Genomic DNA, 21,239 nt, shown 5'->3' with positions numbered 1-21,239 from the left:
GGACGCCTTCGACGAGTAAGCGCAGGCTCATCAGGCCGCGCCAGAGGGTTTGCCAGCCAGGTGGTCCGTCGCCTTTGCGGCCCAGGTGGCCGCCCAGGCCAGCCAAGGCATAATACACGTCGCGCACAGTCTGCACGGGTCGTGAACTGCGCAGCGTGAGGACCTGTAAAAAAGTCGCTTCCAGCCCCGCTGCCGTCGCCGGCAAGTCGGGTTGGAGGCGACTTTTTTCGCGCATATCCACTAGCGCCAATGCGACCACGCTGAGCAGGGCGACGGCGGCAAAAAGACGGTCAGCGGTTTGGAGCTGGAGCTTTTCGGCCCCCAGGCCCGTTTTCAGGGCTTTGTGAAAGTCCTCGATGAGCCAGCGGCTCACGTACTGCCGGGCGCAGGCGTGGGCCTGGGCAAAATCCGTGATGGGTTGGTCGCAGAGCAGCAGCCATTCCAGGGCGGGCGTGGCCGGGCCTGTGTCCCCGACTTGGGCGGCTTCCCAGACCCGTACCAGGGCGCAGGGAACCGGGTCCCCTTTGCCCGTCGCCGCGCCCGGTCGCTGGGGCGCACGCAGGGCCAGCGGGGGGCTGAAACTGACCTGGAGCAGCACTTCGCGGGCCGGCTGGCCCGGCCGGCCACGCAAGGCCAGGGTCAACTGGCCCGCCGAGGGCTGGGCCCGCGCCACGGCGAAGAGCCGCCCGGCGGGCGCTTTGTCGGCGCCGGCCACCAGGGCCCGGTCCTGGGCGGCGCGCACCACGAAGCCCAGGCCCTGGGCCCGGCACTGCTGCAGGTGCTCGTAGATGTCGGCCCCGCGGTCGGCCACCACCACCCAGCGCGCGTCCGGTGGCGGGCTGCCCACGTTGCGCAAGCTCCGGGACCAGAGCGCCGATTCGCGGACCCGGCCCTGGCGCAGGCGCGAGCCGCCGTGGAGATGGTCTTTTTCGGCCTCCGGCACCGGTTGACGGACGTGAAACTGCTGGTCCAACAGGCCCAGCAGCGGCAGGGCGGGCCGTTTGGCGGCCGGGTCGGGGTCCTGCACCGGCCAGCCGGCGGCCACCAACGAGTGCAGCAGTACGCCCTGGCTCGTGGCCTTGCCCGGCCCGACCGGCCCCAGGCCGGGCCGGCGCTCGTCGGCTTCGGGCCAGCTCAGTTCGCTCGTGTCTTCGACCAGCAGGTAGGTGCCCGGCTCCTGTAGCGCTTGGCGAACCACGGCCTGATGCGCCCCCTGCAGCGCCTCGGGCGTGGCCCTTGCACCGCCCAGCAAGCGATACGCCGCTTTACTGGCCCCCGCCTGGCCGGTCCCCAACTGCGGAATGGTGGCCCCCGGCTGCCGGGCCCAACCGGCGGCCAACTGCACCACCCGTCGGCTGCGGCGGGCATCGCCCAACACCGTGCCCCCAAAATGCGTCTGCGCCCACAGCTGCGGGTCGCAGAAATGCGTCGAAATACTCATCTCGCAAGCTACTAAGCCGGCCCCGCAAGAACCCACAAAAAAGCGCCGACCTGTTGGCCGGCGCTTTTCAAAGATGTGGGTAAGGACAAGGCGTTGCGGCCGGGGCTTTTCTCTATTCACAACCAGGCACTAGGCTTTGGTTTCCTCGTCCTTTTTGTCGGCGTCGTCGCCGGCAACCAGGCCTTTGGCTTTCTCAACCAGGTCACCGGCTACTTCCGAAGCTTTGGTGAAAGCTTCCGAGTGGGTCACGGCGTCCACAGCGTCGGAGGCGGCGTGCTTCACTTTGTCGAAGGTTTCGTTGTGCGAAACGGCTTCGGCAGCGTCGGCGGCTACCTCTTTCACTTTGTCGAGCGCGGCCGAAGCAGCACCGGCGATGCCGGCCAGCAAGCCACCTTCTGCAGCGACCGGAGCCTCTTCAGCGGCGGGAGCTTCAGCCTTAGCAGCTTTCTCCTTGGTAGCCTTGGCAGCAGGGGCAGGAGCCTCAGTAGCCTCGGCAGCGGGAGCGGTGCCTTCAATGGTAGCAGCAGCCTTGGCGGCAGCCTTAGGCGTGGCAGCACCGTCGGCCAGGGCCTGGGCGTTGTCGGGGCCGGCGGCTGGAACGTCGGCGGGCTTGGTAGCGGCAGCAGCTTTCAGCTTCTGCTCACCAGCCTTGCGCTCGTTGCCCATCATCTGGTCGCGCAGGGCACTCAGCGCGTCGAGGTCACCCAAAGTCGACTTTTCTTCGGTCTTCTTCAGGTCGCTGATTTTGCCTTCACCCTGCGTTTCACCGCTCTTGGTGTTGGTCTTCTTCTTGAACTTGGCGTTGCGGCTGTCGTCCTCAGCAGCGGCTTCTTTGTTGAAGATGGCCGTGTGCGAGAGTACAATGCGACGGTCGTCCTTCGAGAATTCCGTTACGCGGAAGTCCAGTGCTTCGCCGTTCTCGGCGTTGCTGCCGTCCTCTTTCACCAACGACTTGGGGTAAGCGAAGCCCTCGATGCCGTAAGGCAATTCGAGTACTGCGCCACGCTCCGACTTCTCGGTGATGGTAGCACGGTGTACCGAGCCGGGGGTAAACACCGACTGGAAGGTATCCCAGGGGTTTTCTTCCAGCTGCTTGTGGCCCAGGGCCAGGCGACGGGCGCCCAGGTCCAACTCCAATACCACTACGTCCAGCTTATCGCCCACCTTCACCATTTCCGATGGGTGCTTGATTTTCTTGGTCCACGACAGGTCCGAAACGTGCACGAGGCCGTCCACACCTTCTTCCAGCTCAACGAACAGGCCGAAGTTGGTCAGGTTGCGCACGAGGCCGCTGTGCTTGGAGCCCACGGCGTACTTGTCGCCAAAGTCGCCACGCGTCCAGGGGTCTTCGGTCAATTGCTTGATGCCGAGGCTCATCTTGCGGTCTTCGCGGTCGAGCGTCAGAATCTGCGCTTCTACCGTGTCGCCCTGCTTGATGAAGTCCTGCGGGTTGCGCAGGTGCTGGCTCCAGCTCATTTCCGAAACGTGGATGAGGCCTTCCACACCGGGTACCACTTCCATGAAAGCGCCGTAGTCGGCCACGTTCACGATGCGGCCCGATACTTTGGAACCAGGCTGCAGGTCGGCGGGCAGCGAATCCCACGGGTGGGGAGTCAGCTGCTTCAGGCCGAGGCTGATACGCTTCTTGGCTTCGTCGAAGTCCAATACTACGATGTTCAGTTTCTGGTCCAACTGGAGTACTTCGCTCGGGTGAGCGATGCGGCCCCACGAGATGTCCGTGATGTGCAGCAGACCGTCGACACCGCCGAGGTCGATGAACACGCCGAAGTTGGTCATGTTCTTGATGTTGCCTTCCAGAATCTGGCCTTTCTCAAGGTTGTTCAGGATGGCCTCACGCTGCTTCTCGAGGTCTTTCTCGATGAGTACTTTGTGCGAAACCACCACGTTGTCGAAAGCGGAGTTGATTTTCACCACTTTCACTTCCATGCGACGGCCAACATAAATGTCGAAGTCGCGGATGGGCTTCACATCGATTTGCGAGCCGGGTAGGAAGGCTTCCACGCCGTCGAGCTCCATGATGAGGCCGCCTTTGGTGCGACGCTTCACTACGCCTTCGAGGATGGTATCCAGCTCCAGAGCGTCGTAAATCGACTTCCAGGCCTGCTTGATTTTAGCTTTCTTGCGGCTCAGGATGAGCTGGCCGTTGGCATCTTCCTGGTCTTCGATGAATACCTCCACCGTGTCGCCGATTTTCAAATCGGGCAGGTCGCGGAATTCAGTGATAGAAACCAGACCATCGGATTTGAAGCCGATGTTCAGGATTACGTCGCGGTCGGTGATGCCTACCACGGTGCCCGTCACTACTTCTTCTTCCTGTACGGTGGTCAGCGTGTTGCCGTACATCTCCTCCATTTCGGCGCGCTGCTCCTTGGAGTAGTTGCCACCGAAACCGGTTGCTCCGACATTATCCCAGTCGAAATCGTCAATCAAATCTGCCATAAATAGCTGTTGGGCACCGCTTGGATAAACGTAGCGGCCGATGCCCGGGCCCTTACGCGGTTCTTATTGAACACCTTGCCGTTGTGCAGCAAAGCCCGCCACCCTGGCAGGGCCGCAAAGGTACGGGATTTGGGGCGGGTTTCCGAATGCGGATTGCAGGTTATTTACTTGTCAATCTCCTCATTTAGAAAGGCTGACTTGATTCGGATGCTGTTGCGCATGGCAGCCACAGTTTCTCTGAATTCTGGGTTGTCTTTGCCTTTGAAGGAAACCTGCACTCTTCGGTTAGGCCCGAAATAAGTAACTGATTTGTAGTAATACGCGGGGCTTTTCTCATCCGGTCTGCTCCTGTAACTGACTTCTAACGTTTTGTTTTCGAGCGAGACGACTATCCTTTCTTCACTGGCAGAAGGGTCTTTCTGCTTCAAAACCCGAGATTCTTCTTTGGCATCAGGCTTGAAAGGAATAGTGCGTTGAAAACTTTCAGGTGTGATTTTCGACCTAACGGTACAAAAGCCTTTATCAGGAGGTATAGGTGGAGTTCTTGGAAATGGGTCTTCTCCAAAATAGTCGCCTGGCTCGCTGTAAGAGCATCCATTGCAATCTGAAGCCCAGCCCTGCATTTTTTGATGATTTACCCATCTAGTTGGAATTAATAAGCTCACATTTCCTTCTAATGCGGTAACAGGAGCAAGTGCCGGCAAAGATTGGGAGCATCCTGCGACTATGCAGCAAAAGCAACAAGCTCTGAGCAAGTTCATTTTCATAGAAGGCTTCTCATGAAAGGGTGAGTGTCGTGGCAGAATCGTCGCAACCTACTCGCTTATTGCCCAACCCATACTCTTTACGCTACGCCGCCAAACCTCCCACAGCGCAACGCCCGTAAGGAGTAAGTATAATTCACCAATAACTCTTCTTTCTCATGGCTTACATCAAAGCAGGCAACGACACGGCCGGGCATCCGGTCCAAATTTTCTACGAAGACTGGGGCCAGGGCAACCCGGTGGTACTCATTCACGGCTGGCCGCTGGACCACACCATGTGGGAGCACCAGGCCATTGGGCTGGCCAAGGGCGGCTTGCGCGTCATTGCTTACGACCGGCGCGGTTTCGGCCGCTCCTCGCGCCCCTGGACGGGCTACGATTACGACACTATGGCTGCTGACCTCAACGCCCTGCTCGAAGAGTTGGACCTGAATAATGTGACGCTGGTGGGCTTCTCGATGGGCGGCGGCGAAATAGCCCGCTACCTGGGTACCTACGGCGACGCCCGCATTGCCCGCGTGGCCTTTGTAAGCGCCGTGACGCCGTTTATGCTGAAAACGGACAACAACCCCGAGGGCGTCCCCCAGTCGGTGTTCGACGGCATGCAGGACGGCCTGAAGAAGGACCGGTTCGACTTCCTGCAAACCTTCGCCAAGAGTTTCTACGGCGTGGGCATGATAAGCCACCCAGTGAGCTCAGCCGTGCTTGACTGGAACTTCACCGTAACGTCATTGGCGGCACCCAATGCTACCAGCGACTGTGTGAAGGCTTTCAGCGCTACCGATTTCCGGGCCGATTTGCAGGGCATTAAGGTGCCCACGCTGGTGATTCACGGCGATGCCGACGCGACTGTACCGTTCGAGGCCAGCGGCGAGCGTACGGCCAAGATGGTTTCCGGAGCCGAGCTGAAGGTGTACAAGGGCGCGCCCCACGGCTTGTTCTTCACTGATAAAGACCAATTGACCACGGACCTACTGGCCTTTGCCGGCCGGTAAATCGATGTGGGCACGCACGTTCAATCCTTAAATGGTGCGGGCGAACCGTGCTGCCGCCGAACGCGCCAAGGCGCGTTCCTACAAAAAAACCCCGACGCAGGCGCGCCGGGGTTTTTTGTTGTGATATTTTACTCCTTACGCGGCGCGGCCCATCTGGCGCAGGAAGCCTACGTGCGAGGCAATGGCCGAGCGGGTGCGAGCGTAGTTGTTGTACTTCACATCGAACTCATCGCAGACCTGCTGCACAATTTTGCTGATGGCGGGGTAGTGTACGTGCGAAATCTTGGGAAACAGGTGGTGCTCAATTTGGAAGTTGAGGCCTCCTACCAACCAGCTAATCACCTTGTTGTCGGTAGCAAAGTTGGCAGTGGTGCGCACCTGGTGGATGGCCCACTCGTCTTCCATCTTACCGGTTGTTTCGTGAGGGATGGGGAAAGCGGCATCCTCTACGGTGTGGGCCAGTTGGAACACCATGCTCAGCACCAAGCCGGCAATGGACGTGCTCAGCAGGAAGCCCGCGAGCCACGGCAGAAAACCAACCATGTAGATGGGCAGGGCGATGTACAACACCAGGTTCAGGGCCTTGAAACCCCAAAAGCTCACGTGTTCGCCGGTGTTCATGGGCTTGAGGCCGATGGCGCCGATTTGACGGGTGAAGTACTTCTGGTAGTCCATCGCAAACACCCAAGACAGGTAGAGCAGGCAATACAATACCCAGAAATAGAAGTGCTGGTAGCGGTGCAGGGCGTGCTTGGGCTGCTCGGGCGTCATGCGCATCCAGGGACGGATGTCGATGTCGTCGTCGTGGCCGTCGATGTTGGTGTAGGTGTGGTGGATGAGGTTGTGCTTGGAGTTCCACATATAAGGGCTGCCACCGAGCACGCCCAACGTGTAGGCAGCCAGCTTGTTGACCCAGGAATAACGCGAAAAACTGCCGTGGGCACCGTCGTGCATCACATTGAAGCCAATGGCGGCGATAACGCAGCCGGCCAGCGCGCATTCGAGCAGAGCCAACGCCGTGGGTGGGGTGAAGAACACCAAGTGCACGTACAGGCCAACCAGGGCACCAACCAGCAGTACCGCTTTGACAATCAGACTGGTATCACCCGTCATGCGTCGGCCCGACTCCTCAAAGTATTGGTTGATGCGAGTCTTTAGCTCGGTGTGAAAGGAGCGAGTTGCTGCGAATTTTGGTAAGGCCATGAATGGTTTTTTTGAAGGCGGGGCACAAAGGTACCCCGCTCCAACCCCTCACGGCCCGACTTAGTTTAAATACGCGTGCCAGTTCTGGTCGATGGTGCCCGCCGAGAGTTTCAGAAAACCCGCCAAGGTGGGTTTTTTCGGCACCTGCCGGATGGTGAGGCCGGCCTCGTTGGGCGTGTGGTGGCCCTTGGCGTGGTTGCAGCGCGCGCAGGCCGTGAGCAGGTTAGTCCAGCTCGACTCGCCGCCGCGGGAGCGCGGCACGACGTGGTCGAGGGTCAGGTTTTTGGTCGAGCCACAGTACTGGCACTCGAAATGGTCGCGCTTGAAAATATTGTGGCGGCTCAGGGCAATGCCTTTGTAGGGCACGCGCACGTAGCGCTGCAACCGGATGATGCTCGGTTTGGGGTAGGCGTGGGAAATGGTGCGCAACACGCCGTGCTCCGACTTGGCCACCATTTCCGCTTTATCAAGAAAAAGGAGCACAAACGCCTTTTGCACGCTACACAGGGTGATGGCGGTATAGTCGCCATTCAGCACTAATACTTTTTGGTCCATACACGCTTGGGGCTCGGATAACCCGCCGAAAGCTAGCGGTTTCCCAGCGCATAAACAAGCGGATGGGGGTTAAGTTCGTTATTCTAGCTGTCAGCTCTCAGCTGTTAGCTGTTAGCTTTTTACACCGAGCAAAAACCAATATCTAATAACTGACAGCTAGTAACTTAGTCAGGCAGCAGGCGCTTGAGCAGGCGCAGCTTGTGCGAATACCGCTGCCGCTCGCGGTTGTAGATGCCGTTGTGGTCGAGTGGGTCCAGCCGTACTTCGCCGTGGGCGTGCAGAATCTGGCCCTCCCCCATCACCATGCCCACGTGTACGATGCGGCCTTCAGCATTATCGAAGAAGGCGAGGTCGCCGGGCTGGGCCTGAGCCACGAAATGTACGGGACGGCCGTGGTCAATCTGCTGGCGGGCATCGCGCGGGAGCTGAATGCCCACCAGCCCGTAGAGCTGCTGGCAGAGACCGGAGCAGTCGAGGCCGAAGATGCTTTTGCCGCCCCACACGTAGGGCGCTTTCAGGTACATGAGAGCCGTTTTGCGCAGCAGGGCCGCTTGGCGGGCCGCATCGGGCGCGGCGGCGGGGTTGGTGGCCGTGCCGTTATAAAAGTAGCTGCGGGCACCCATGCGCACGTTCATGCCATCAAAAAACGGCAGGCGACAACCCAGCGTGAGGGGGATTTTGGTGGTGGCGTCGCTCACGGCCTGCACCACGTCGAGGGCGCGGGGGTGGTCCTGGGCGCACCAGGCGGCGTAGTAGTCGGGCGAAACGGGCGTGTGCTGCTTCACATCAATCCAGCCCATATAGCCGTCGGCAGCCAGCTGCACCTGGAGCCAGCTCTCGTGGGTCACCAGAATTTGATAGCACTCACCAAACAGCAACTGAGTCACCAGCTCGGCCCGGTCGTTGGGCTCGGCGCGGACGGGGACAGCGCTGAGCGCGCAAATACCGGGATTCAAAGTAGTGGGGGAATTAGGGTAGGTGGGTATGGGGGTGGGAGGGCAGGAGTTGGAGGACGGTGGGCAGAGGCAGTATGCAAAGAAACAAGAGTGATGCATTCATCAAACCCCTACCCTCACACCTTCCCACCCCCATACCCTCCTACCCTATTCTACATCCGCTCCATGTCGCGTTTCTGAGCTTTCTCTTTGAGGTCGTTGCGCTTGTCGAACAGTTTTTTGCCCTGGGCGAGGGCAATTTCGATTTTGGCAAAGCCGCGGTCCGTCACGAACAGGCGCAGCGGGATGATGGTGAGGCCCTGGTCCACGGCTTTGCCGGCCAGCTGCTTCAGCTCGCGCTTATTGAGCAGGAGCTTGCGCTCGCGCATGGCGTCGTGGTTGTTGTAAGTTCCTAAGGAATAAGGCGCGATACGGATGGAGTGAATCCAGAGGCTGCCGTCGGTGTGAAAGAGGCAGTAGCCGTCGGTCAGGTTCACGTTGCCTTCGCGGATGCTTTTTATTTCGGTACCCTGCAGCATCACGCCCGCGTCGTACTTGGCCAGAAAAGTGTATTCGTGGCTGGCACGGCGGTTTTTGATGTTGATGATGACAGGTTTTGCTTCTTTGGCCATAGTGCGGTAAAAGTACGGCGTGGCATAAGCTTTAGCTTGTGCGTCTTGTCGGTTTAAATAGTAGTACGCACAAGCTGAAGCTTATGCCACTCTGCCTACGTGAGTTTCAGGCGCGGGTCGGGGCTGGTGAGCTGGGTGGCAAAATCGCCGGCCTCGTACTGGAAATGCGCAGTCATGGCCACCATCGCGGCATTGTCGGTACAAAAGGCGAAGTCCGGAATGAACACCTCCCAGCCCTGGACTTCGGCTTCGGCTTGCAGGGCGGTGCGCAGGCCGGAATTGGCGGCCACGCCACCAGCCAGAGCCACTTGCGTCAGGCCGGTGTCGGCGGCGGCGCGGCGCAGCTGGCGCAGCAGCGTGGCCACAATGGTGTGCTGAATACCGGCGCAGAGGTCGGCCAGGTTTTCGGCCACGAAGTCGGGATTCGCGGCGATTTCTTTTTTCAGGAAATAAAGCACCGCCGTTTTGAGCCCGCTGAAAGAGAAATCGTAGCCCGGCATGGCCCCCACCGGAAAAGCAAACCGGGTGGGGTTGCCGGTGCGGGCCAGCTTGTCGAGGTGCGGGCCGCCGGGGTACGGCAGCCCGAGCAGCTTGGCCGTTTTGTCGAAAGCCTCGCCGGCCGCGTCGTCAATGGTCTGGCCCAGAATTTCCATTTCCAGCGCCGATTTCACCACCACCAGCTGGGTGTGCCCGCCGCTCACGGTGAGGCACAGAAACGGAAAGCCGGGCTTGGGGTCGCGCAGAAAGTGCGCCAGAATGTGGGCGCGCATGTGGTTCACGGCCAGTAGCGGCTTGCCCAGGGCCAGGGCCAGGGTTTTGGCAAACATGCCGCCTACTAATAAGGAGCCGAGCAAGCCGGGTCCCTGGGTCACGGCCACGGCGTCGAGGTCGGCGGTGGTGAGGCCGGCTTCCCGGAGCGCGGCCGTGACGACGGGCAGCAAATGCTGCTGGTGGGCGCGGGAGGCCAGCTCGGGCACCACGCCGCCGTACTGCTCGTGTACTTTTTGGGTGGTCACCACGTTGCTCAGCAGCTCGCCGCCGGCCAGCACGGCCGCGCCGGTGTCGTCGCACGAAGATTCGATGGCCAGGATAATCGGGTGAGCGGGCATTGGAATTGCTACTTTTAAAAGAACGCCGGAACGCTTGGCGGCGAACTGTTTTTTTTTTGCTGGGGCAAAGGTAAACCTGGAGCCGCAGTGCTGGTCGAATGTTGCGACCAGTCCCTAAGCGTGGCCCGTGGGCCCGAACACTGCTACCCGCGGCAGCCCTTGCTCTGGCCTGATAGTTGGGTGAGCGCCAATGCGCTTGCCGCAAACGGCTAAAAAACCGCAACTTTGCGGATTACCTTGCGTTTTCCGCCTAATTTCTCCCTGCCCCGGTGCGTCGTTTCTTCTCCTTCCTGCTAAAAGTGCTGCTGGGCCTGGGGCTGGTGGTGGTGCTGGCAGTGGTGGGGGCACTGGTGGCACTGCGCATACCCAGCGTGCAAACCAAGTTGGCGCACAAGGCGGCCGATGTCCTGACGCAGAAGCTGGGCCAGACCGTCATTATTGGCCGGGTGGACGTGCGGCCCTTTTCCAGCGTGCTACTGGAAGGCGTGCGCGTGCTGGACCGCCGCGGCGGCGAGCTGTTCAGCATTGGGCGGGCCGACGCGGACATTTCGCTCTTCTCGGTATTCGACCTGCGGCACCTGCACATTGCCAAGCTTACGCTGAACGAGCCAAGGTTCGTGCTGAAAAACCTGCCCGGCCAGCCCGATACCACCACGTTTAACCAGTTCACGGCGGCGGTGAAGCGGCTGATGGGCCCCTCGGACACGACCAAATCGGCCCCGTTCGACTTCAGGATTGCCGCCGTGGCTCTCCGCAACGGGCATTTCGCCATCGAGAAAGCCGACCAGCCCCGCGCCAAAACCTACGGCCAAAGCATCGACTACGCCCACATGGTCGTGGACAGCATCTACGCCGACGTATCCAACATCCGGCTGGGCGATACGCTGGCCCTGCGCATCCAGAACCTGCACGCGGTGGAAACGCCTTCGCAAACGCAGCTGCGCGAAATCACGGCCGACATGACGTACGGACCGCATTTCTGGGAGTTTGAGGACCTGAGCTTGCGCGTGGGCCGCAGCCAAATCAAGGACTATCTGCGCTTTGAGTTCCGCGTGTTCAGCAACTTCACGGACTACAACGACTCGATGAAGACCATCACGCGCCTGCGCGGCTCCCGGATTTTCACCGACGACATTGCCAAATTTGCCCCGCAGCTGGCCACCTTGCACGAGTCGGTGGTGCTTTCGGGCGATGCCTCGGGCTACGTGCGCGATTTCAAAGTAAACAACCTGGACGTGCGCTACGGACGAGGCACGCACATTGTGGCCAAACGCGCCCACGCCGACAACCTGCCCAACTACCGCGAAAGCTTTATCGACCTGCGCCTGCTGCCCTCGGTGGTGCTGACCAGCGACCTGAAAAAGTGGCTGCCCGCGTCGGCCAACAAGATTGTTCAGCGCCTGGGCCGGGTGAAGCTGGAGGGCCAGGTACTGGGCTTCTACAACGACTTTGTGGCCAATGCCTCCTTCGATACCGCCCTGGGAACGGTGGTGACGGACGTGAACCTCAAGACCAAAACCGACCTCACCCGCGCTGCCTACCAGGGCACGGTGCGCACCAAGGCGTTTCAGCTGGGCAAGTTTTTGGGTGATGAGAGCGTGATTCGGGACGTGACGCTGAACGGCGAGGTAACGGGCGTGGGCTTTTTGCCGCCCCTGGCGCGGGGCCGGGCCAAAGCCACCGTGGCCAGCATTTGGCTCAATGGCTACCGCTACCGCAACATTACCCTCGACGGCGACTACCAGCGGCAGGAGTTTAAGGGCAAGGTGAGCGTGAACGACCCGGCGGTGCGGCTGGTCGCCAACGGCCGCATCGACTTCGACCGCGCCCACCAGGACGTGGACATCAAGGCCAAAATAGACTACGCCAACCTGCGCACGCTGGGCCTCACCAGCCAGAATTTCACCGTGGCCACCACGGCCGCCGCCAAATTTCGCGGGGTGCAGCTTGATTCGCTTATCGGCTACGCCTATCTGCGCAATTCCACGTTCACGCTCGACGGCCGCAAGCTCAAGCTCGACACCCTGGACGTGGTGAGCACCCGCAACGGCCGCAACGAGCGCCGCGTAACCGTGCGCTCGGAAGCGGCCGATGCCAGCGTGGCCGGCACCTTCAACACCTCCGACGTGGTGCGCGACGTGCAAACACTCGTCACCGAATACCGGCTCAACTTTGAAAGCAACGATGCCGCCACCGAGGCCTACTACCGGCGCAAGCGTCAGCGGGTACTGCCGGTGTATCAGCTTGATTTGTTGCTGAATCTGAAACGGGCCAACCCGGTTTTGGCGCTGTTCGTACCCGAGCTGCGGGTGGCCAATGGCAGCCGCATCGACGGCTCTTTCCGCAACGGGGAAACGTCCATTTTTCAGCTCGGCGGCCACCTCGACAGCCTCCGCTACGGCCCGGTGAGCACCGTGAACACCGATTTTGACTTCCTGACTTCGAAGCTGCCCTACAAGCCGGAGGTACTGGCACAGGCCAGCATCATCAGCGCCCAGCAGGTGCTGCCCACCTTGGGCCGTACCGAGAATTTTATCGTGGAAGGCGTGTGGGACCAGGAACGCATCAACTTCTCAACCTCCCTGGCTCAGACGGGCACTACCAACAAAGCCACCATCAACGGCTCATTGGCGTTTTTGCCGCGGGCGGTGGAGGTGGTTTTTCGGCAGTCGGACGTGCGCCTGCTCGACCAGGACTGGACCATTGCGGCCGACAACTCGGTGCGCATCTCGGACTACGGGCGTGAGTTTGACATCAGCAACCTCACCTTTAGCAACGGGGTGCAGTTTGTGGGCGCGCAGGGCTTCATCTCGGCCGATGCCAGCAAGCCGCCCCTGAAACTGCAGGTGAAGGACTTTGAGCTGGCTACCCTCAACAGCCTGACCGGCCAGCAACTGAGTGGCCGCGTGAATGCCCAGGGCACCATGAGCGGCGTGTACGGGCCGCTTACCATCAACACCACGCTGGGCGTGGATTCGCTCACGTACCAGGGCACGCTGATTGGCCAGGTAGCGGGCCGCGGCGACTGGGACAACACCACCAGCAAGCTGCGCCTGAACCTGGACGTGGCCCGCGACGGCCAGTCGGTGCTGACCGTGCTGGGCAACCTGGCCCCCCAGGATGCCACCAACCAGTTTGACCTCACCGGCACCCTCAACGATGCCCCGGTGGTGCTGGCCCAGCCATTTTTGGGCACCTTGTTTCGCAATTTGGGCGGCACCGGGCGCGGCCAGCTCCGGCTCACGGGCCGGTTCGACGCGCCCAACCTGCTGGGCCAGGTCGACGTGAGCAACGGCCGGCTCACTTTCGGCTACCTGGGCACGACTTATACTTTTTCGGACCGTATTTCCTTCACCAACACGTCGATTGAGTTTCGCCGGATTCGCCTGCGGGACGTGCTGGGCAACACCGGCACCGTGGACGGCGTGGTGCGCCACCGCGGCTTTCAGGACATGAGCCTGGACATTGCGGCCAGCTTTCGCAAGATGCAGGTACTCAATACCACCCGCAAGGACAATGAGCTGTATTTCGGCACGGCCTACGCCACCGGTACGGCCCGCGTAACGGGCCCGACCAACGACCTGGATGTGGTGGTGCGGGCCACCAGCGAGGCGGGCACGCGCATTTCGCTGCCGCTCGACAACGCCGCCAGAGCCCAAAAAGCGGGCTATATCAAGTTTGTGAACAACAACCCGGTGGGTGACACGGTGCTGCTAAAAAGACCCGTAGCGGTGGCGGTGCAGGAAAAAATTGACCTTTCGGGCCTGCGGCTCGACATGAACCTGACCATTACGCCCGACGCCTACCTCGAAATCCTGCTCGATGAAAGCACCGGCGACGTGATTCGCGGCTCGGCGGCCGGGCAGCTACGCATGGCCATCGACACGCGGGGCGAGTTTAATATGTTCGGCCAGGTTGAGATTGTGCGCGGGGCCTACAATTTCACCTTGCAGGGCCTTATCAACAAGGAGTTTGTGGTGCGCCCCGGCGGCATCATTTCCTGGAACGGCGACCCGCTGGCCGGCGAAATGAACGTGACGGCCATTTACACCCAGCGCACGTCGCTGGCGCCGGTACTGGGCACGGCCAGCAAAGGCAGCGCGGCCGTGGTGCCCGTAACGGCCGTGATGAACCTGACCGGCCCGCTGCTGCTGCCGGCCATCAAGCTGAACCTGGAATTCAACGACGCGCCGGGCACGCTGCAGGGCGACCTGGCCGCCTTCACGTCTTCGCTGCGCAACGACGAGCAGGAGCTGAATCGACAGGTGTTCAGCCTCTTGGTATTTAAGCAGCTTTCGCCGCTGGGCTCGTTTGGCAACACCATTTCGCTGCGGGGCCAGGACAATACGGTGCAGAATAGCCTGGGCCAGATACTGAGCACGCAGCTCGGTTTGCTCACCTCGCAAATCGACCAGAACCTGGAAATAGACTTCAACATCAACGGCCTTAGCGCCGAGCAGCTCCAGGCCCTGCAGGTGCGCCTGAGCTACTCGCTGCTCAACGGTCGCCTGCGCGTGACCCGCGAAGGCGGTTTCACCAGCAACTCCAATCTGGTGAACAGCAACGGTACCGGCGGCACCGGCAACACCGCGGGCCAGGCGTCCCTGCTCGGTGATTTGAGCCTGGAATACTACCTGCGCCCCGACGGCAAGTTCCGCACCAAGCTACGCTACGAAACCACCCCGCGCGACCTGGAAACCGTCAACCAGCCCCGCGCCGGCCTCTCGCTGCTCTATTCGGAGCAATTCAACACGTTCGGCGAGCTGTTCAGCCGCAAAAACCCCAAGCGCAAAGAGCGCAACACCCAAAAAGCCCGCGAAGGCCGCGAAGTGCTGACCGTGGACGAAGACCCGCGCACTAATTTGTAGGGTAAGAGGGTAAGTCTGGAATGGCATCTGTCCCTGATTACGGGATTTATTTCCTTTACTGTTCAAAAAACTCCTTCCCTCCCACCCCCATAGCCGCTTCCCCTTCTTCTGTTCCGTTACCTTTGCCAAAATATGGCTGTTCCCGTTTCATCTTCCACCCGCAAGAAAAAGCTCGGCTCCTACCCTACTTTGCTCGTGGTGTTCAGCATTACGCTGGCTTTAGTGGTGATTGGCTTGTTTGGCTTGCTGCTGGTGCACGCCCAGAAACTATCGGAAGTGGTGCGCGAAAACCTGGAGGTGCAGGTGTACCTCGACCGCGACCTGCCCGAAACGGAGCTGCTGCGCCTGCAGCAGGACCTGGCCCAGCTGCCCTACATCGCGGAGCGGGAGGGCAAGCCCCAAATCCGGTTCGTGAGCAAGGAAGAAGGTGCCCGCCAGCTGCTACAAAGCACTGGCGAGGATTTCCGCCAATTCCTCGGCGACAACCCCTTGCGCGATGCCTACGTGCTCAAAATCAAGCCCGAATACACCGACACCACGCACCTGGGCCAGCTGGAGCGCACCGTAACGGCCCAGCGCGGTGTATTCGAGGTGCTGTATCCGCAGGACCTGTTTGCCAGCATCAACAACAACCTGACGCGGGTGAGCCTCGTGCTGCTGGGCTTTGCGGCCGTGCTGGTGCTGGTGGTGGTCATTCTGATTAATAATACCATTAAGCTGGCGTTGTTTTCGCAGCGTTTTCTTATCCGCTCCATGCAACTTGTGGGGGCCACGCCGTTCTTTATCCAGCAGCCGTTTTTGCGGCGGGCTACGTGGCAGGGCCTGGCCAGCGGCGTACTGGCCGCGCTGCTGCTGGTGGCGCTGCTGCAATACGCCTACCTCGAAGTAGAGCCGCTGCGCCTGCTGCGCGACGACTTCCGCCTGGGCCTGCTCCTACTGGGCGTGGTGGGGCTGGGCGTCGTAATCGGCTTTTTCAGCTCGGCCCGCGCCGTGCACAAATACCTAAAAATGTCGCTCGACGACCTGTATTAATTTCAATTATCAATGAGCAATTATCAATGAGTAATAGACCTGGTGTTCGCAACGCTCACCAATAACTGCTCATTGATAATTGCTCATTGATAATTGATAACTCCTCATTGATAACTGTTAACTGACCTATGCAACCTGCTCCCCGTTTCGCTTTTGGCCCCCGCAACTACCGCCTGATGTGGGTGGGACTCGCGGTGCTAGCCGCTGGCTTCATCACCATGATGTTTGGCGACAAGGAAAACTACGGCGAAGACTTCGTGGGCATCACGCTGGGGCCGCTCCTGCTCATCGCCGGCTTCGGAATAGAATTCGCGGCCATTATGGTTCGCGACAAGACCCTGAGCCCCGGCGCACCGGCAATTATCCCTGGCGTGGCCACTGAGCCGGCCACTCAGGCCCCCGCCGCGCCGATAGCACCGGCCTACAAGCGCCTCTAAACCTGCCCGCATGACCTATTGGCAAGCCCTGCTCCTCGCAATTGTAGAGGGCATCACCGAGTTTTTGCCCGTTTCGAGCACGGGGCACATGATTATTGCCTCCGCGCTGCTGGGCATTCCGGCTACTCCGTTCACCAAGCTCTATCTGGTGGTCATTCAGCTCGGCGCCATTTTATCGGTGCTGGTAGTGTATTGGAAGCGGTTTTTTCAGAATATCGATTTTTACCTCAAGCTGCTGGTCGCCTTCCTGCCCGTGGTAGTGGTGGGGTTGCTGCTGAAAAAGCACATCGACGCGCTGCTCGAATCCGTGGCGGTGGTGGCTTTCATGCTGCTATTTGGTGGCGTGGTACTGGTATTCATCGACCGCTGGTTTCCGCAGGAGGATTCGAACGAAGGCGGACGCCCGGTCACGAATCCGAGCTGGCGGCAGGCATTTGTTATCGGTGTATTTCAGTGCCTGGCCGTGGTGCCGGGCGTGAGCCGTTCGGCAGCCACCATCATCGGTGGCCTCACCCAGAAGCTCACGCGCCGGGCAGCGGCCGAGTTTGCGTTTTTCCTGGCCATGCCCACCATGGCGGGTGCTGCGGCCAAAGACATGTACGATTTCTACAAGGAAAGCCCCGTCGGACTTTCGATGGGCGAAGTCAAACTCCTGCTTTTCGGCAATGCGGTGGCGTTTGTGGTGGCGCTGCTGGCCATTCGTTTGTTTGTGGGCTTCGTCACCAAATATGGCTTTCAGGCTTTTGGTATCTACCGCATTCTCGTGGGCGGTATCTTGTTGATAATGTTGGCCCTGGGCATTAACCTGCAATTGGTATGAGCACGAAAACCTTAACTGATTTTGATTTTGAGACCGGTGAAGTCCTGTTGCTCAACAAACCGCTGACGTGGACTTCGTTCGACGTGGTGCGTAAGGTCAAGAACTCCCTGCGCATCAAAAAAATCGGCCACGCCGGCACCCTCGACCCCCTGGCCACCGGCCTGCTTATCCTGTGCACGGGCAAGAAAACCAAGGAAATCGACCTCATTCAGGCCCAGGAAAAGGAGTATCAGGGCACGTTCCGCCTGGGCGAAACCACGCCGAGCTTCGACCTGGAAACCGCCGTGGACATGGCCCTTCCCTACGCTCACCTCACCGATGCGGAAATCACAGCCGCCACTGGCCCCTTCGTCGGTACCATTCAGCAAATTCCACCGTTATTTTCGGCCGTGAAGATTGATGGAAAGCGGGCCTACGAAATTGCCCGCAACGGCCAGGAAGCCGAAATCAAGCCCAAAACGGTCGAAATTAAAGTCTTCGAGCTAACGCGCATTGAGCTGCCGGAGATAGATTTCCGGGTAGTGTGCTCCAAGGGCACCTACATCCGCAGCCTGGCGCGCGATTTGGGCACGGCCTTGGGTTGCGGGGCGCACCTCACCCGCCTGGTACGCACTCGCATCGGCGAATACCGGGTCGAAGATTCGTTTACCCTTGAAGCCATTGAGGCGCTACGCCCGCCCCGGCCCGAAGGCGAAGCCCGCCCGCGCACCGAACGCCCCGGCACAACTCCCAACCGCGTCGGCCTGCAATATTATGCCGCGCTACAGGCAGATGCCCTGGCAGCCAAAGAGAATAAGGAACAAAAAGCCAACGAGGAGTGAGCAGGTTCTGCACGGGCCTCCATCCCTTTCCACTCCGGGCAAGAGAAATTACCGACATTTTTTAAGATTACCAGGAGGCTATTAAAGCCGCTTGCCCCGCCCCCAACGCCCTCCCCATGTTAGCAAAGGACGTTGGAAGCGGGGCAAGTGGTAAAAATAGTAGCTACTTACTGGCGCTAACGCACTACCACACGGCGCACCAGCGGAATCGTGCCGACAGTGAGATGCAGCTGGTACACGCCAGGCGCCAGGCCGCGCACGTCTACTTCGGCCTGCATGGGCTGGCCTACCGCCGCTGATAGCTGCTGCGTCCGCACCGTTTGGCCTAGGGCATTGGTCAGCCGGGCCGCGGCCTGGCCACCTTTCAGCTGGGGCAGCAGTAATGTGAAGCTGCCTGAAGCTGGGTTGGGGTATACCTGCAGCTGCGCCGCCAGTGCCTGGGCCGGGCTGGTGGCAGCCAGAGGAGCCGACCGCAGCTCCAGCGTGAAGCGGCCGGCTGCGGTGAGGCCCGCCAGTGAAAAGCGGTACTGGCTACCAGCGGCCAGTGGAGTCCGCGTGCCGGTCACGGCATCAGCAAGGACGATGGTGGCACCGGGAGCGAAATTGACCAGCTGCTCGGCGGCCAACACATAGGTACCCACGCGGGGCACGGTGAGGGTCAGTGGCACCACCGCCGGAGTCCCCAAAACAGGCAAGCCGTTGATGGCCAACGGCTGGCCATCAACCACCGAAGCCAGGTTCAGACCATTGGGGTTGGGCATTTTGTGGGCATCGAAGCGCAAATCGGTGCCTGCGGTGGCGCCGGCTTCGAGGTAAAGGTAGGTTTCGTCGGAGGCCGCGGTTTTGGCCGCTTCCGTCACCGTGAGGCGGAGGCGGGGCCGGGCATCGGCCGTGCCGCGCTGCACGGTGGCGGTGTTAGCCGCCGCGAAATCAGTAATCCGAGCGCTCACCGGGAAGGTCAGGGTGACGGGCGCGGGCACCGAGGACCGGACGAAAAAGCCCTGCCCCAGCGGAATGGTAGCCGCGGCAGTCGGCCCCACCCCGTTCACGTAGGACCGGTACCGGCCATCGTACTGACTGGTGCTCACGAAGATGTACATGGCCGAGCTCACGGTCGCGGGCACGTCCACGTTGTCCCAGTTCAGGGCCGAGGCAAAGGGATTGCCGAGCAGGAACCAGCCGGCATCGGGTGTGGCGGAACCGGCCAGCGTCACGGCTATAGGTTCGTTGTTGCGGGTCAGCGGGCCGGTGAAGCTGAGCGTCTGGCCGGCCGGCATGTTCACGGCGTAGCCGCGGGTGCGTGCCAGCGGCGTAGTAGTGGCGGTGCCGCCCGTGGGCACGGCCCAGCCTTTGTCGAAAAAGGAGTAGTTGGTGGCCGGCGAGGTCAGCGTCCGCTGCTGGTCGTACTCAAACACCGTGGGGAACGGGCGCACGAGGTCGGGCCGGTCACTGGTATTGTAAGCTGTGTTGAGCACGGGCGTGAACGCATTGGTAGTCAGGCTGGCAGTGGTGATATTGTCCAGGGGCGGTGCCAGGTGGCGGTAGCCCAGGCCGGCGTTCACGCTGGGGTCGATGTAGCGCTGCACGGTGAGCGGGCTGGCCACGGTGCCGGCACCGGGCGTTACCAGTGCCGTGCCGGCCGGGTTGGAGAGCAGCGTTACACTGCGTGTGGCATTACTCAGGGTTCCGCTGGTAGGCATCAGTTTTTGACTGATGGCCAGCGCATTGGTCAACGAAACCGAATTGGCCGTGGCGACGGCAATTTCCAGCTCGCGCACCTGCGCCGGCAAGCCAGAACCGGTTACCTGGTTGGCTGTGCCTACATACGCGTAGCTGGCATCGGCGCTGAAGGTGCGGGTGCCGGTGGTCTGGATGGCACCGGTGGTGCCGCTGGCCGCAATGCCAGCCGGGTCGCAGATGCGAAGCGTGCCGCCGGCCTTGAGGTCGAAGCTGCCGGCGCCATCTACTACGAAGCAATTGGTGTTGAGCGCGCCGGTGTTCGCCACGGTCAGCGTGCCGAGCACCGTCACGTTGCCCAGCAGCCGGGCCTGGCCGCTGTTGATGGTGATGTCCTGATAAGTGCCGGCCGGCACGTCGGTATCAACATCGATAACGAGGCTGGGAAACACCGTCGGCGTGAAGGGCGCCAGCAGTGGGCGCAGGAAGTCGCGAATGTCGCTGAACGCGGTTTCGGCCGCCGCCAGGCCCGCCGCGCTGGTGCTTTCAAACGGCACGTGGCCCGCGCCGACGAGCGTGCGCAAGAAGTTGGGTACGCCCACGGTGGTGGCGTAAGGATGCAGCTTGCCGCTGCCGTACACGTACTTGGGTGGCAATATGGAACCTATTTTGCCTTGCAGATACGGCACCGTTCTATCTTCAGTGCCGTGCAGGCTGTAGAGCGGAGCGTCGCCGGCCTCAATGATGCTGGGTTGCTCGGTGGCACCGCTCAGGTTGAGCACGGCCAGCACGGCGCTGGAATAGTCGGGGTTGCCGCTATTGCCTTCGATGCCGCCCAGGGCGGCCAGGCCCACGTAGGCCGGCACCTCGCTGGCTTTGTCGAGGTAGCCCACTTCGAGGGCCATGAAACCGCCGGCCGACGACCCGCCCACCACAATGCGGCTGGGGCTGACGCGGTAGGTATTGGCCGTGGCCGCGTCCTGGCGGAAAAACCGCACAGCCGCGCGCATGTCCTGCATGCCCCGAATGGCCGCTCTGGCTACCTGCGGGGTATCGGCGGGCGCGTTGAAGCCCGTGGGGAGGAAGCGCAGCCGGTAGTCGATGCTGGCCGTGACGTAGCCCAGTTGGGCAAACTGGGTGCAGACTTTTACCATGTAGGCATCGGTGCGCGAGCCAATGAAAAAGCCGCCCTGGTGGGCGAAGATGATGACGGGCCGCTCGGGTGCTACGTCGCCAGTGGGCTGATAAATATCCATCCGCAGCGTGGTAGGCACGCCGGCGAAATCGGGCGCCGAGCCATAGACCACACCCGAAGTAACCGTAACATCCGGAAAAATGGGCTGGTCAAACCGTCCTCCGGTGCCGTCGATGGGCGTTTGGGCGGCGGCGTGTTGGCCGGCGCCAACAAGCAGCAGCCAGACGAGCAGTAAAGTAGCTTTCATAGAAAAACCAAAAAAATGAAAATAACGAGTCCTGGGCTTGACGTAAAA

14 protein-coding genes and 1 pseudogene are annotated in these 21,239 nt (G+C 60.8%); 6 read left to right on the top strand and 9 right to left on the bottom strand.

The window, feature by feature from the left end; all coding sequences use genetic code 11:
- From GM79_RS07485 to GM79_RS24725, 3 genes and pseudogenes are all read right to left on the bottom strand, one after another.
- Nucleotides 1–1,441, bottom strand: a 1,441-nt coding sequence (locus GM79_RS07485; RefSeq protein ID WP_035561561.1) for an IS4 family transposase, incomplete at its 3' end; no start/stop codon positions are given.
- A gap of 666 nt (nucleotides 1,442–2,107) precedes the next feature.
- Nucleotides 2,108–3,901, bottom strand: a pseudogene (rpsA, locus tag GM79_RS07480) (30S ribosomal protein S1); the annotation flags it as partial.
- Between the two features lie 164 nt (nucleotides 3,902–4,065).
- Nucleotides 4,066–4,605, bottom strand: a complete 540-nt coding sequence (locus tag GM79_RS24725; RefSeq protein WP_152559887.1) for a hypothetical protein — start codon at nucleotides 4,603–4,605, stop codon at nucleotides 4,066–4,068.
- A gap of 218 nt (nucleotides 4,606–4,823) precedes the next feature.
- On the opposite strand from GM79_RS24725, the gene GM79_RS07470 reads away from it, so the two are divergent.
- Complete coding sequence (locus GM79_RS07470) at nucleotides 4,824–5,660, top strand: alpha/beta fold hydrolase (RefSeq protein ID WP_035561555.1); 837 nt, start codon at nucleotides 4,824–4,826, stop codon at nucleotides 5,658–5,660.
- 135 nt (nucleotides 5,661–5,795) lie between these two features.
- Here GM79_RS07470 and GM79_RS07465 read toward each other — a convergent pair whose 3' ends face one another.
- The 5 genes from GM79_RS07465 to tsaD form a co-directional block, all read right to left on the bottom strand.
- The gene (locus GM79_RS07465; RefSeq protein ID WP_035561553.1) at nucleotides 5,796–6,863 is read right to left on the bottom strand and encodes a fatty acid desaturase family protein; all 1,068 of its coding nucleotides are present in this window, start codon (nucleotides 6,861–6,863) and stop codon (nucleotides 5,796–5,798) included.
- A 60-nt stretch (nucleotides 6,864–6,923) separates the two neighbouring features.
- Nucleotides 6,924–7,418 carry an HNH endonuclease gene (locus GM79_RS07460; protein ID WP_035561550.1) on the bottom strand — a complete coding sequence of 165 codons (495 nt, stop codon included), beginning with the start codon at nucleotides 7,416–7,418 and terminating at the stop codon, nucleotides 6,924–6,926.
- Between the two features lie 164 nt (nucleotides 7,419–7,582).
- Entirely contained in the window at nucleotides 7,583–8,374 is a 792-nt protein-coding gene (locus GM79_RS07455) for a C40 family peptidase (RefSeq protein ID WP_035561547.1), read from the bottom strand.
- Nucleotides 8,375–8,526: 152 nt separating this feature from the next.
- A complete protein-coding gene (gene smpB, locus GM79_RS07450; RefSeq protein WP_035561544.1) occupies nucleotides 8,527–8,985 on the bottom strand; it encodes an SsrA-binding protein SmpB in 459 nt (152 codons plus the stop codon).
- 95 nt (nucleotides 8,986–9,080) lie between these two features.
- On the bottom strand, nucleotides 9,081–10,094 hold the full coding sequence (tsaD, locus tag GM79_RS07445) for a tRNA (adenosine(37)-N6)-threonylcarbamoyltransferase complex transferase subunit TsaD (protein ID WP_035561541.1): 1,014 nt from the start codon (nucleotides 10,092–10,094) through the stop codon (nucleotides 9,081–9,083).
- 269 nt (nucleotides 10,095–10,363) lie between these two features.
- On the opposite strand from tsaD, the gene GM79_RS07440 reads away from it, so the two are divergent.
- The 5 genes from GM79_RS07440 (at nucleotide 10,364) to truB (ending at nucleotide 18,072) form a co-directional block, all read left to right on the top strand.
- A complete protein-coding gene (locus GM79_RS07440) occupies nucleotides 10,364–14,962 on the top strand; it encodes a translocation/assembly module TamB domain-containing protein (protein WP_035561538.1) in 4,599 nt (1,532 codons plus the stop codon).
- 132 nt (nucleotides 14,963–15,094) lie between these two features.
- Nucleotides 15,095–15,994: a cell division protein FtsX gene (locus GM79_RS07435; protein ID WP_035561535.1), complete on the top strand. Its 900-nt coding sequence runs from the start codon at nucleotides 15,095–15,097 to the stop codon at nucleotides 15,992–15,994.
- 128 nt (nucleotides 15,995–16,122) lie between these two features.
- A complete protein-coding gene (locus GM79_RS07430; RefSeq protein ID WP_072008563.1) occupies nucleotides 16,123–16,431 on the top strand; it encodes a DUF3098 domain-containing protein in 309 nt (102 codons plus the stop codon).
- Nucleotides 16,432–16,441: 10 nt separating this feature from the next.
- Nucleotides 16,442–17,251 (top strand): undecaprenyl-diphosphate phosphatase, encoded by an 810-nt coding sequence (locus GM79_RS07425; RefSeq protein WP_035561532.1) that lies wholly within the window; start codon nucleotides 16,442–16,444, stop codon nucleotides 17,249–17,251.
- Nucleotides 17,248–18,072, top strand: coding sequence for a tRNA pseudouridine(55) synthase TruB (truB, locus tag GM79_RS07420; protein ID WP_051718623.1), 825 nt, complete (start codon nucleotides 17,248–17,250; stop codon nucleotides 18,070–18,072). Before GM79_RS07425 ends, truB begins: the two co-directional genes overlap by 4 nt.
- Before the next feature lie 176 nt (nucleotides 18,073–18,248).
- Here truB and GM79_RS26320 read toward each other — a convergent pair whose 3' ends face one another.
- Nucleotides 18,249–21,191 (bottom strand): T9SS type A sorting domain-containing protein, encoded by a 2,943-nt coding sequence (locus GM79_RS26320; RefSeq protein WP_035561530.1) that lies wholly within the window; start codon nucleotides 21,189–21,191, stop codon nucleotides 18,249–18,251.
- Between the last annotated feature and the right edge of the window lie 48 nt (nucleotides 21,192–21,239).

This window comes from Hymenobacter sp. IS2118, from assembly GCF_000715495.1.
Lineage (GTDB): Bacteria > Bacteroidota > Bacteroidia > Cytophagales > Hymenobacteraceae > Hymenobacter.
The sequence above is the reverse complement of the archived record's forward strand: the minus strand, read 5'-3'. Positions and strand labels throughout refer to the sequence as shown.

Bases quoted from the DNA above. Each gene is read 5' to 3' on its own strand.
- truB (WP_051718623.1), top strand. From the start codon at position 17,248: ATGAGCACGAAAACCTTAACTGATTTTGATTTTGAGACCGGTGAAGTC.
- GM79_RS07430 (WP_072008563.1), top strand. From the start codon at position 16,123: ATGCAACCTGCTCCCCGTTTCGCTTTTGGCCCCCGCAACTACCGCCTG.
- GM79_RS26320 (WP_035561530.1), bottom strand. From the start codon at position 21,191: ATGAAAGCTACTTTACTGCTCGTCTGGCTGCTGCTTGTTGGCGCCGGC.
- GM79_RS07460 (WP_035561550.1), bottom strand. From the start codon at position 7,418: ATGGACCAAAAAGTATTAGTGCTGAATGGCGACTATACCGCCATCACC.
- GM79_RS07465 (WP_035561553.1), bottom strand. From the start codon at position 6,863: ATGGCCTTACCAAAATTCGCAGCAACTCGCTCCTTTCACACCGAGCTA.
- smpB (WP_035561544.1), bottom strand. From the start codon at position 8,985: ATGGCCAAAGAAGCAAAACCTGTCATCATCAACATCAAAAACCGCCGT.
- tsaD (WP_035561541.1), bottom strand. From the start codon at position 10,094: ATGCCCGCTCACCCGATTATCCTGGCCATCGAATCTTCGTGCGACGAC.
- GM79_RS07425 (WP_035561532.1), top strand. From the start codon at position 16,442: ATGACCTATTGGCAAGCCCTGCTCCTCGCAATTGTAGAGGGCATCACC.
- GM79_RS07435 (WP_035561535.1), top strand. From the start codon at position 15,095: ATGGCTGTTCCCGTTTCATCTTCCACCCGCAAGAAAAAGCTCGGCTCC.
- GM79_RS07470 (WP_035561555.1), top strand. From the start codon at position 4,824: ATGGCTTACATCAAAGCAGGCAACGACACGGCCGGGCATCCGGTCCAA.